Source organism: Kouleothrix sp. 19917, assembly GCF_057073505.1.
Genome location: NZ_CP097099.1, coordinates 2948780 through 2960625 on the forward strand (window position 1 = coordinate 2948780; position 11846 = coordinate 2960625).

9 protein-coding genes are annotated in these 11846 nt (G+C 63.9%); 3 read left to right on the top strand and 6 right to left on the bottom strand.

The window, feature by feature from the left end:
• The 4 genes from M1P90_RS12025 to M1P90_RS12040 all read right to left on the bottom strand — a co-directional run bounded on the left by M1P90_RS12025 (position 1) and on the right by M1P90_RS12040 (position 5584).
• Positions 1 to 1578 (bottom strand): nickel-dependent hydrogenase large subunit, encoded by a 1578-nt coding sequence (locus M1P90_RS12025; protein ID WP_483702895.1) that lies wholly within the window; start codon positions 1576 to 1578, stop codon positions 1 to 3.
• An 11-nt stretch (positions 1579 to 1589) separates the two neighbouring features.
• Entirely contained in the window at positions 1590 to 2552 is a 963-nt protein-coding gene (locus M1P90_RS12030; protein WP_483702896.1) for an NADH-quinone oxidoreductase subunit B family protein, read from the bottom strand.
• Between the two features lie 434 nt (positions 2553 to 2986).
• On the bottom strand, positions 2987 to 4354 hold the full coding sequence (locus M1P90_RS12035) for a tetratricopeptide repeat protein (protein ID WP_483702897.1): 1368 nt from the start codon (positions 4352 to 4354) through the stop codon (positions 2987 to 2989).
• 273 nt (positions 4355 to 4627) lie between these two features.
• Positions 4628 to 5584: an NADH-quinone oxidoreductase subunit B family protein gene (locus M1P90_RS12040; protein ID WP_483702898.1), complete on the bottom strand. Its 957-nt coding sequence runs from the start codon at positions 5582 to 5584 to the stop codon at positions 4628 to 4630.
• Positions 5585 to 5991: 407 nt separating this feature from the next.
• On the opposite strand from M1P90_RS12040, the gene M1P90_RS12045 reads away from it, so the two are divergent.
• Together M1P90_RS12045 and M1P90_RS12050 are read left to right on the top strand one after the other, a co-directional pair.
• Positions 5992 to 7050 (top strand): LacI family DNA-binding transcriptional regulator, encoded by a 1059-nt coding sequence (locus tag M1P90_RS12045; protein ID WP_483702899.1) that lies wholly within the window; start codon positions 5992 to 5994, stop codon positions 7048 to 7050.
• Positions 7051 to 7406: 356 nt separating this feature from the next.
• On the top strand, positions 7407 to 7973 hold the full coding sequence (locus M1P90_RS12050; RefSeq protein WP_483702900.1) for a hypothetical protein: 567 nt from the start codon (positions 7407 to 7409) through the stop codon (positions 7971 to 7973).
• Positions 7974 to 8043: 70 nt separating this feature from the next.
• Here the strand turns inward: M1P90_RS12050 and M1P90_RS12055 are convergent, their stop codons facing one another.
• Complete coding sequence (locus M1P90_RS12055; protein WP_483702901.1) at positions 8044 to 9006, bottom strand: DMT family transporter; 963 nt, start codon at positions 9004 to 9006, stop codon at positions 8044 to 8046.
• Positions 9007 to 9190: 184 nt separating this feature from the next.
• Entirely contained in the window at positions 9191 to 10681 is a 1491-nt protein-coding gene (locus M1P90_RS12060; RefSeq protein WP_483702902.1) for a zinc ribbon domain-containing protein, read from the bottom strand.
• A 306-nt stretch (positions 10682 to 10987) separates the two neighbouring features.
• Between M1P90_RS12060 and M1P90_RS12065 the strand changes: the two genes are divergently transcribed.
• Positions 10988 to 11794, top strand: coding sequence for a sigma-70 family RNA polymerase sigma factor (locus tag M1P90_RS12065; protein ID WP_483702903.1), 807 nt, complete (start codon positions 10988 to 10990; stop codon positions 11792 to 11794).
• Positions 11795 to 11846 lie beyond the last annotated feature (52 nt).

Genomic DNA, 11846 nt, shown 5'->3' on the forward strand with positions numbered 1-11846 from the left:
TTATGGAACCTGGAAACGCGCCAGCTCCTTGTCGGTCTTCGAGTCGTGGACATGGACGGTGCAGACCAGGCAGGAGTCGAATGAGCGCGCACAGTGGCCCACTTCCACCGGGTCGGTTGCGTCGGCGATGGGCGCGCCAATCAGCGATTGCTCGATCGGCCCGAGCTGGCCCGAAAGGTCGCGCGGGCTGACGTTGATCGTGGTGGGGGCCATGATCTGGTAGTTCTCGATCTTGCCGCCCTTGATCTTCACCCAGTGCGCCAGCGCGCCGCGAATCGCCTCGGTCGCGCCCCAGCCCTCGCCATCGGTTTCGCGCGGCTTGATGTAGAAGGGTTCGCGCAGCTCAACCGCGTCGAGCATTTCGATGGTTTTGTCGTAATACTTGCAGGCTTCGTGCATGCGCGCCCAGGCCCGCAGCATCACGCTCGGCCCGAGTTTGTCGAGCATGTCCTTGAAGAAGGGATCGTAGTCCTGCCAGTCCTGCGCGCCCGGCCGGGCGGCGATCACCTCGCGCGCCAGCGCGCCCGCCTCGACCACAAGGTCGCCATAGCGCGGCGCTTTGTCCCAGGTGTATTTGTCGGGGCCGGCGCTGGCCGGGTCGAGCGGCTCGGTCACGCCGTCGAAGGGGTGGCGCGCCGTGTTGCCGGCGTAGTACGAGTGCGCGACGTGCTCCAGCATTTTGGCCTGGTCGAAGTCCATCCAGTTCTGGCCGTCGTACACGCCGCCGCGATAGATCAGCGCGCCCTGGCGGTTGGCGATGGTTGGGCGGTTGTACTTCTGGTGGTGCGGAATGTAGCCATAGGCAATGTACTTGCCCACGCCGCCGCCATACTTGTCGAGGCCAACATCCTGGCAGAAGCGCACAAAGAAGCCCAGGTCGGAATCACGATGCTTGGGCGATTCATCCAGCCATGCCTGGAAATCGGCCCAGCTTTTGATCGCGCGGTAGCGCTCGATCGAGCAGCCCAGCCAGTATTTCTCCAGCCACTCGTTTTTCCAGTATTCCAGAATGGCCCGCGAGCGCGTCATGTCGGAAAGGGTGGGCGCGCACATCACGCCGCCCGGCACCATAAAGCTGGAATGCGGCCACTGCCCGCCGAAGATCGCATACACCTCGACCGGCTTGTTCGAGAGCGTGACGCCCGGCTCGTACGAGCTGCCCACGAAGGGCGCGAAGCGCCGCACCGCCTCAGGGTACATAGGGCTGTTGGCGTATTTCTTGTTGGTGAAGTCGATCGCGAACAGCGCGTAGAACCAGCGCGGCAGGCTTTGCAGGCTCTCGGTGAGCTGGCCGATATTGCGGATCAGAATGGCGTTCGGCGGCACTTCGGTCTTCCACGCCACGTCGAGCGCCCAGGCCGCGCAGGTCAGGTGCGAAGCGCCGCAGATGCCACACGCGCGCGGCGTGACGATCAGGCCGGCCTGCGGGTCCTTGCCCTTCAGAATGATTTCAAAGCCACGGAACAGCTCGGCCTTGGCCCAGGCGTTGGTCACAAAGCCGTTTTCGACTTCGACCTTGATGTCGAGGTCGCCCTCGACACGCCCAACCGGCGAGATATCCAGGGTTTGTACTGCCATCGTCGGTTCTCCTATACCACAAAGATGTCGTGCTCGACCCACTTCGGCGCCGAGTCCTTGGCCTTGGCGGCGTGAACAACGTACTTTTTCCGATCCACGCCTTCGGGCAGGTCCACCGGCACGCCCATCACCGTTTGTGTCTTGAACACCGTGCCGACCTTCAGGTCGTGGTGCGGGAACTCGGGCTCGGTGCAGCCGATGCACGGCATACCGGCGCGGGTTTTCGACGACTGGCGGTTCCACAGGATGCGGTTGCAGGGCGAGTGCGTCATCGGCCCGCGGCAGCCCAGGTCGTAGAACAGGCAGCCGTTGCGCTGCGCGAACTGCGTGGTGCTGACTTTGTAGGCGAAGTGCATGTTGCGCGTGCAGCCGGTTTGCGTGAAGGTGGCGAAGAAGGTCGAAGGGCGCTGCACCTCGTCGAGCGCCAGGTCTTTGGCGCGGCCAGTAGCGACGGCGACCAGCACCTGCGTGACCCAGTCGGGGTGGCAGGGGCAGCCGGGCACGTTGATCACCGGCAGGCCGGCCTTCGACTTGTAGCTCGGGCCGAGAAAGCCGCCTTTCTGGCGCTTCAGGAATTGCAGCCCAACCGACTGCGTGGGGTTTGGGTCGGTGGCGGGGATGCCGCCCCAGGTCGCGCAATCGCCCAGCGCCACGGTGAACTGCGCCACGTTCGCCAGCTCGCGCACCCAATCCTGCATCGGGCGGCCGGCGAACATGTTGAAGCGCCCGGTTTTGTTCGGGCCGGTCACCACCGTGCCTTCGAACACAAACACATCAAGCGCCAGCTTGCCGCTCACCAGGTCGTTGAGCATGGCGCGCAGGTTGTCGCCCAGCTCCAGGCCCAGCGAGGGGTGCCAGAGGATATTGAAGCCGAAATCGGTCACCAGGTCGCAGGCGCTCGGCTCTTCGGCATTGAGAAACGACATGGTATTGCCGCTACAGGCACCGCCCTGCAGCCAGAGAATGTTTGCCATAATGTGCCCTCTCTTGTGGCTCTGGGCTGGCGAACAATGCGCCGCCGCGCCCAAAACCATGCTGGCTTGCCCAATCGCGTTGGATCGGATACCATGAGGGCATCGCACGGCGAGGCTGGACTGGCAGGTTTCGCGCTCGCCGTACGGTGCCGGGGGCATAGAGCACAACTCTATGCCCTCACTTTTTATTCAGCTCGATAGGCCCCCTTCCTTTCGCCTGTTCCTGTATCCATCCGCCAGCGCGGCGATCGTTTGAATGTATCCACAGATTGCGCAGATTTCACAGATATAAACTGGCGTATTTGTGTACAGATTTTTGCGCTTTACGCGAATAATCTGTACATAGGAATAAAAACGAGCATCGAATTGCACGAAAATCGCAAATCGTCAATCGTAAATCCAAAATCGGCAATCGTAAATCCAAAATCGCACATCTACTCGGCAAATACGCCGCCCTGAATTTCGGCAAGCTGCTGGCGGGCCGCGTGAACAAGCGCCGGATCGCCGCTTAGCTCAATCGCCTGCGCGAGGTCATTCGCGGCGGCTTGCAAGTCGGTTGCTGCGGGAACAAGCTGGCCGCGTGCGCGTTCGTGGAGCGCCGCGCCCCGGTTCAGCAGCGTGCTGGCAAGCCGTTCGCCAAATGCGTCTGTGCCACCAGAAAGGCGCAACTGCTGCAAGGCGCGCGTGTAATCCTCAATTGCCGCGTCGAGGTTGCCGCTGTAGTGGTAGGCCAGCCCACGATTGTTGAAAATCTCGGCGCGGCGCTCGCGCGTTTCGGCGCGGCCCTTCAGGCCAGGGGCGCGGCGCTCGAGCTCGGCGCTGAAGTCGGCAATTGCGCCAGCGAAATCGCCGCACTGCAGGCGCGCGCAGGCCCGGTTGAAGTGCAGATGCAGCGCCTGTGGTGCCTGCCCGATCGCCCGGTCGAAGTCGGCAATCGCGTCTTCCGGCGCGCCGGCCTCCATGCGCGCCATCCCGCGAATATTGAAGCCATCCTCGATCCAGGGGTTGAGCCGCAGCGCCGCCGTGTAGTCGGCCAGCGCGCTGGCGAGGTCGCCACGCTCGGCGCGGGCGTTGCCGCGATTCATCAGGCAGTCGGCGTCGTTGGGCTGAAGTATTAGCGCGGCGTCGTAGGCCGCAATCGCGCCGGGCAAGTCGCCCTGCTGGCGCAGCAGCATGCCCTGGTTGTAGCCAATCGCGGCGCGCTGGGCGGGCGCAAGCGCGGGAAATTCAAGCGCCCTAACATAATCGGCTGCCGCGCCGGGGTAGTCGCCACGCTGAAAGCGCGCTACGCCCCGGTAGATCAGCGCGTCGGCAAGCTGTGGGTCGAGCGCGAGCGCAGCGGAGTAGTCGCTTTCGGCGGCGAGGTAGTCGCGGCGCTGGTACTGGGCGTTGCCGCGGTTGAACAGGGTTTCGGCCAGCAGCGCGGGCGCGGTTGCGGCGCGAGAGTAGAGCGCGATGGCGGTGGAGAAATCGGCAACCGCCTCGATGGCGCGGCCAGTCTGGTAGCTGATCAGGCCGTGGTAGGCGTGCGCCTCAGCCAGCGCGGGATCGCAGGCAATCGCCTGGCGGTAGTCGGCGGCGGCGGCAGGCAGCTCGCGCCGGATAAAGCGGGCGTGGCCGCGCCGGCTGAACAGTTGCGCCGCCAGCGGGGCATAGGCCGCGCGCGCCGCATCGTCGAGCGCGTCGAGGGCAGTGCTGTAGGCAGCCGCCGCGCTGGCGTGGTCGCCATGCCCGAAAAACGTTTCACCGCTCGCTAGCGCCGCAGTGGCAAGGTGCTCCCAGCTCATCGACTGCTCTGTCATGGGCGTGCTCCAGCCACGCGGGCTACACTGCTACCAAACACATACCAATTTTGGGGAAACGGCAAGCAACAGGCAGACATACGCGCTATGCACTGCAATTTGGCTTTATAGTGCGTAGTGCGGAGTACGAAGAATCGATACCTGCCAAATATTCATGAAAACTCGAAGAAACCGGGATGGATAGAAATATGAAGCCCTTCGTGTCTTCGTGGTTATCGTTCCTGCTGCCGCATCTGAAAGGTCTTGCGCGTAAAGCTGGCAACTCGCGCTGCCCTAAAACGGCTGATCGTCTTTCACCCAGTCGGGCGCGGACGACTTGGCCGCGCCGGCCAGCGCCACATATTTGGCGCGCTGCACGCCCTGCGGCAGATCTTTCGGAACGCCTAACACTGTCTGCGTTTTGAAGACCGTGCCGGGAGCCAGGTCGTAGTGTGGAAACTCGGGCTCGGTGCAGCCGATGCAGGGCATTCCAACGCGGGTTTTCGACGACTGGCGATTCCACAGGATGCGGTTGCAGGGCGAGTGGGTCATTGGCCCGCGGCAGCCGTAATCGTAAAACATACAGCCGGCGCGCTGCCCAAACTCAAAGCCGATTTTGTAGTGGTGGTGCTGCGTGCGCGGGCAGCCTGCCTGCGTGAAGGTGGCGAAAAAGGTTTTCGGGCGCTGCATCGTATCGAGCAGCACATCGTCGCCGCGCCCCGTCACCAGCGCCACCAGAATTTGCGTGATCCAGTCGGGGTGGGCCGGGCAGCCAGCGATGTTGATCACCGGCAGGCCGGCCTGGGCGCGGAAGTTGCGCCCCAGAAAGCCGCCCGCCCGCGTTTTATGAAACTGCAGCCCGGTCGAATCGGTGGGGTTGGGGGGCGTAGCCGGGATGCCGCCCCAGCACGCGCAGTCGCCAATCGCAACGACATAGCGCGCCAGCGGGGCAAGCTGCTGCAGCCAGGTTTTCATGGGCTGGCCAGCGAACATATTCATGCGCCCGCTGCCGCCCGGCCCCAGGATCACCGTGCCTTCAAACACCAGCACATCCAGCGGCTGCCGCCCAGCGATGATATTCGCCAGGATGGATTGCAGGCCGTCGCCCAGCGCCATACCCAGCGAAGGATGCCACAGGATCTCGATCCCGAAGTCGGTGACGAGATCGCACATGCTCGGCTCTTCGGCGTTGAAAAACGACATGGTGTTGCCGCTGCACGCGCCACCCTGGAGCCAAAGAAGCGTCGCCATTGTTCCGCTTGCCTCGCTGCTAGCCTGCCGCCCGGAGCCCGCCCGAGCTTATGAAACATGTTTTATTGAAACGTTTTCATTGGATGGCGGTAGTATATCTCAAAACCTTTGCTTGTCAAGTCGCAACTTTTGGCGGGCATGACGCAACCGTTTTGGCGTGGCGCACCTGGGCAGGTTGCAGTCGGCAGCATGCACGAGGCAGTTAGTTTTCCGCTCTACCACGCGTTTCTCGCAGCACATGAATGGTCAATCGTTCACCAAACCGCTGCCATACATTGCCAAAGAAAACGCATGGTGGGAACAGGTATTGAGAAATCGCGCACAATTGCCAATTTCACCCCTTCCGCCGCACACAGCGTGTTGTATAATATGGGCGCACCCAGCCATTACGACACGACGAGGAGCCCTTGGCTCGACGTACAGGCAATGTCACAATTCGCGACGTAGCGCAGCTAGCCGGCGTGGTGCCGAGCACTGTTTCGCACGCGATTAACCATACCGCGCCCGTCAGCGAAGAAACGCGCCAGCGCGTGTTTGAGGCCATCCAGAAGCTTGGGTATCGGCGGAACACGCTGGCCAGCAGCCTGCGCCAGCAGACAACGCAGACCCTCGGCTTGCTGCTGCCCAATATCGCCAACCCGCTCTGCGCCGAAATTGCGCGCGGCGTCAGCGAAGTGGCCGACGCCGAGGGCTACAGCCTGCTGATTGGCGAAACGAATGACGACCCGGCCGACGAAGATCGCCAGCTTGCGCGCATGCTCGATCGCCGCGTGGATGGGCTGGTGATCGTTTCGACCGACAGCGAGCGCCGCCTGCATGCCTACCACGACATCGACGTGCCGCTGGTGCTGGTGAACCGCCAGACGCCGCTGCCCCTGATCGACCTGCCCTCGGTTGAGATCGACAACGTTCAGGCCGGCTACCTCGCCACCCGCCACCTGATCGACCTGGGCCACAGCGCGATTGGCATCGTTACCACCTCGCTCGGCAACGAGCGCTACGAGGGCTACCGCCGCGCCCTGGAAGAAGCCCAGCTGCCACTGCGGCCCGACCTGATCTACTGCGCGACGCTTGAGGAAACCGACCTGATGGCGCAGGGCTACCTGGCGATGGATGCGCTGCTGAAACACCAGCCGATCACTGCCTGCTTTGTGGTGGACGATCTGCGCGCGATTGGCGCAATGGAGGCGCTGCGCGAGCGGCAGCTGCGCGTGCCGGAAGATATTGCGATTGTCGGCTGCGGCGACCTGAGCCTGGCCGCGCTGGTCTGCCCGCGCCTGACCACCGTCGGCCACCCCAAGCAGCACCTCGGCGCGCAGGCGGTGTACCTGCTGCTGGAGCTGTTCAACAACAGCCTGATCGATCAGCGCGTGGTGCTGCCCTGCGAGCTGGTTGTGCGCGAGTCGTGCGGCGCGCACCTGCGCCCCGACTGGCACGCCTCGCGCACGCGCCTGCGCCTGAGCTAGGCGCACGTCTTTTCAACTCACGAGAGATCGGATATTTCACCGCAAAGAGCGCAAAGGGCGCAAAGATTTGAGACACAACGCGTAACTTGCCAACCTGCAACTCGCAACCTGCTAACCTGCAACTCGCAACCTGCAACTCGCAACCTGCCAACCTGCAACTCGCAACCTGCCAACCTGCAACCTGCCAACCTGAAACTTCCGAACTGCCCCTGTTACCCACGCAATTATTTCGACTTAGGAAATAAGTACTGCCAGGCGCAGCAGAAAGCTTCACAGCTTCTTCACAACTCGCGGCTATAGTTGTTCCGACGACACAACCCGGGGCGTTCAGCGCCCCCACACAGCAAGGAGCAACCATGGCAACACCCTTCGCCGCCCGTCGCCTGACCATCGCCCTGCTTGCCGCACTGGTGGCCGTTCTGGCCAGCGCCGGCAGCGCCTTTGCCGCCCCGCGCACCGAGCGCAACGAGCCGCCCAAGCCGCAAGAGCCGCCGAAGGTGAACGTCGTGCTTTCGCGTTACTTCCGCGAAGAGCAGCAGCGCCACAAAGCGCAGGATTTCCGCCTGAAGGGCGCGCTGTATCAGGCCACCTACGTCGACAAAGTCATCGCCAGCATGCAGGCCAAAGGCAAGGACACCACCGCGCTGCAGGCAGCCGTGGACGCCTACCGCGCCGGCATCGCCAGCGCCCGCGCCGAGTGGCAGCTGGCCGACAACACCCTCGCCGCGCACGCCGGCTTCGACGCCGACGGAAAGGTCATTGATGCCGACGCCGCCCGCGCCACGCTGAAGGACGCCCACAGCCACGCCGAGCAGGCCACCAGGCTGGCGAACCAGGCCGCCGAAGCCTTCCGCAAGGCAATGGAAGCCTTCCGCAAGAGCATGACCCCCGAGCCGAAAAACCCCGAACCCAAGCGCCCGTAATACTACCCAGCAACGCGCCACAGCCCGACCACACAAACGTGGCCGGGCTGTTTTTCTGTGCTGGGGATACTTATTCCGCCAAACCCGGAACGCCTAACGTCTCAGCCGCAGGTGCGCTGGCCCGCTCGCCCCTCGCCGCGATCAGAATGCCCGCCAGCAAAATGACGAATCCAACCAGCTGCAACGGCGCAAAGCTTTGCCCGAAAATCAGCAGTGCCAGCAGCGCCGAGCCAATCGGTTCGCCCAGCGTGGCCACCGCAACGAACGTGGGCGACAGGTGGCGCAGCGACCAGTTCAGCGCGGTGTGGCCCAGCAGCTGCGGCCCCAGGCCCAGCAGCAGCGCCAGCAGGTAGGCCCAGGCCGGGAAGCCCACAAACGCCGCCACGCCGCCACCTGCCAGCAATGCCAGCAGCACCAGAAACACTGCCGAGCTGGTGTAGACCAGCGCCACATATGCCAGAGTCGAAAGGCGGCGCTGCAGCGTGCGCCCTACCAGAAAATACCCCGCCACGGCAATCGCCCCCAGCAGCGCCAGCGCGTCGCCAAGCAAGGCGTTGCGCGCATTCCCGCCGCTGCCGTCGCTATAGCCAATAATGACACTGCCGGCCATGGTACACAGCACACCCAGCCAGGTCATGCGTCCCAGCCGCTCGCGCATCAGCCAGGCCGCCAGCGCCAGCCACAGCGGCGAGCTGGTGACAAGCGCGACCGACGAGGCCACCGAGGTGTATTCCAGCGACGATATCCACGCGAAGAAGTGCACCGCCAGGCACGCGCCCGCACCCATGCCAAGCAGCAGCTCGCGGCGGCTCAGGCCAAACAGCTCGGCACGGGCGCGCAGCAGCGCCAGCGGCAGCAGCACCAGCGCGGCAAAGCCCAGGCGCAGCGCCGCAATCGTGCCCGAGGGCATGCCAAGCTGCTGCGCGCCGCGAATCATGATCGAGGCCGAGGCGACCACCAGCACGCCCCCCAGCAGCACAAAGTAGGGGGTCGAGCGCTTCACCGGCGCGCCGGGGAAAGGATTGGTTGGCATATAGCGTTCCTTTTGCGCAATTCAGGCTCGCAGTATACCGCACCTTCCTTTCTGTGTGGCTGTTTAACCTCTGCTAATCGGCAGCAGCACGCGCTCGCCGCCCAGAAATGTGCTATACAGATCATGCGACGGCCAGCTGCTCACGCCATAGTCGGCGATAATAATGCGAGGGCGCATCCTGCGCCTAGCCCAGCCGCGCGCCACAGCCGGCGCAGAACTGGTAGCCGGGCAGGTTTTCCGCCCCGCAACTGGCGCATTCTGCCGCCGTCGTGGCGGGCGCAACCGCCACCGCGCCGCCCGACACAGGCGCGGCCAGCGGCGTAAATGTGTGGCCGATCGTGCCCGCGCTCACCCGCTCGATCACCTTGCGGTACACCACAAAGTTCAGCAGGCACATCGCCGGCAGCATCACCGATCCGAGCAGCGGCACCCATTGCAGGCCCAGCAGCACCAGCGTGCCCAGCCGAATGCCCCAGCGCGCCACACAGCCGATTGCGGGCGGCACATAGCCCTTCAGGCTGGCAATTAAGTTCAGGCGGTAGTAGATAACGCCGGGGACGATGCCAACGACCGGCACAAGCCCAAACAGAAAGCAGAACAGCAGCGTCTTGGGCAGGCGCTGCGCCAGCGCGCGCAGATACACATTCACGGCAGCGGTGTCGGCAAAGGTGATGGTGCCACAGGCCGGGCAGGCTTGCCGCACAGCGCGCTCGGGCAAACGCGTGGCACAGGCCGGGCAGCGCCTGCGCCCAACCAGCGCCAGCCGGTGCGCGGCCATGTCGGCAGCAAGAACGCCAGTAGGCTGGCCGAACACGCCAACCTGCTGCACCTGTGCCTGCGGCTGGCGACAGCGCGAGCAGGCCGGGGCAGTTGGCAGAACCGGCTGGCCGCAATGAGCGCAGGGTTGGAGCATCTGGCGCTCGCGATGCTCGAAGTAGCGGCGCACTGCAAACATCGCCGCCACGGCCAGGCCAGCCAGCACCAATGTGGCAAGCGGCAGCACAACCATCAGCACCACGCCCGCCGCCACCCAGCTCGTTTCCACCCAGCGCATCACGGTCTGCAAACCGAGCGCATTGCCCTCGTCGACGGTATTCACCAGCTCGACCAGGCTGGCGCGCACCCGCCCAAGCAGCCACGCGCCCAGCGCCAGCAGGCCCGCCCAGATCAGCGCCAGTGCCGGCTTGAGCAGGGCCAGCGCGCCAGCCAGCGCCAATGCGCTACCCGCGTGCGTGCCCGCCGTGCCCGGCCCGCCCAGCGCCAGCGCCGGCGCAGCGTGCTGCTGCACCATCTCAACAAACGAGCTTAGCTCCCAGTCGGCATAGCTGTAGTTCACCACAAAAGCGCTGCCCGGCTGCAAAAAGCCAATGCCCATGTCGTACCAGTAGCGCAAATCTTCGTTCACAAACGAATACAGCTCGATCAGCGCCAAAATCAACAACACGCCAAGCGCCACGTTGCCGAGCAGCAGGGGCAGTTCGCCAGCGCGCGCCGCGCCATCGAGCACAAAGCCATTAATATTCAGGCTGGTTGCCATCGGCACGCCACCCGAATCGGCAATCAGCCGCCCGATCAGCGCCATGCCAAAGGCCGAAGCGATCGGCCGGGCAGTGAAAAAGGTAATGCTGCTGACACCCTGGAACAAAAAATTCAAAAGTGCGCTGCTCGGCTCCATGCTGCCTTCTTTCTTCTCACGTATCACAAAGCGATGATGGCTTCTCAAACGAGTGCGCACCCGGCGGGCATCGCATTCGGCGCGCATTTTGTAACACCATATTCATCAACAGCGGCCTGCTGCTCACCCGCTGTTCATCTCATGCCGCTATAATGAGCACACCCACGAAATCTTTTCAATCGCTATGTGGTATGTATCGCTTGGCGAAAAAAACGCTTATGGCACCGACGCCCGCCTGCGGTATCTGCCCGCCGCGCCGCTGTGCCTGCCCGCAGCCGGCGCGCACTGAATCTGGAGCCACAACCAGTGAATCATCGCACGCCACTTGCTCGCTGCCTGGCGGTGATTCGGGAACGCAACGCAGCGCTGCGCTGGCGTCTCGACGACGAAACTGTGCAGCAGTACGCACAGAATCTGGCCGCGCACATTTCCGAGCACACCACCGACGACATGCTTTCCGACATGGCGGTAAACTACCGGCTCGACCATGGCGTGGTGGCGGCATTGCGCGCCCACGCCCACCCCGAACACGAGGCGCAATGGGCACAGTGGATGCAGCAGGTGCTGGTGGTACTGCGCTCGGCTGGCTTGCACTGGGCCGACGACCCGGCGATCAGCGAGGACGACCTGGCGCAGATCGCGCGCGCTGAGCTGGTGCGTGCCCTGCCCGCCTACCGCTACCAGAGCCGCTTCAGCACATGGGCCTATGGCGTGGTGGTGCAGATTGTGAAACGCTACCTGCGCGACCGCCGTGCGCTCAAGCGCGCCGCCCGCCCCGAATCGCTCGACACCGTAGCGGAAAGCGCGCTGCCCGCCGGGCTGGGCCAGGCCGAAGCTGCCGCGCAAAGCGCCAGCCTGCTGGCCGCAATTAACGCCGTGCTGGGCGAACACCCGGATGGGCGACTGCGCCAGATTTTTCACCTGTGGGCCGTGGAAGATCGCCGCGTCGCCGAGATTGGCGCGCTTATTCACCTGCACCCATCGCGGGTGCGGGCACTGCTGGCGCTGGCACGCACGCTTCTGAGCGAACACCCCGACATTCGCGCATGGCGCGCGCCAGACAAGGCCCCGCCAGAAGATTCGCAGAATTTGCCACGAATTGAAACATATTGAACGGCGGGCTTAAAAGGCAGAACTATTCCTGCCGCTTTCCCACGTTTCTCCG

Coding starts and splice junctions, on each gene's coding strand:
- M1P90_RS12025 (WP_483702895.1), bottom strand. CDS start 1,578: ATGGCAGTACAAACCCTGGATATCTCGCCGGTTGGGCGTGTCGAGGGC.
- M1P90_RS12030 (WP_483702896.1), bottom strand. CDS start 2,552: ATGGCAAACATTCTCTGGCTGCAGGGCGGTGCCTGTAGCGGCAATACC.
- M1P90_RS12035 (WP_483702897.1), bottom strand. CDS start 4,354: ATGACAGAGCAGTCGATGAGCTGGGAGCACCTTGCCACTGCGGCGCTA.
- M1P90_RS12040 (WP_483702898.1), bottom strand. CDS start 5,584: ATGGCGACGCTTCTTTGGCTCCAGGGTGGCGCGTGCAGCGGCAACACC.
- M1P90_RS12050 (WP_483702900.1), top strand. CDS start 7,407: ATGGCAACACCCTTCGCCGCCCGTCGCCTGACCATCGCCCTGCTTGCC.
- M1P90_RS12055 (WP_483702901.1), bottom strand. CDS start 9,006: ATGCCAACCAATCCTTTCCCCGGCGCGCCGGTGAAGCGCTCGACCCCC.
- M1P90_RS12060 (WP_483702902.1), bottom strand. CDS start 10,681: ATGGAGCCGAGCAGCGCACTTTTGAATTTTTTGTTCCAGGGTGTCAGC.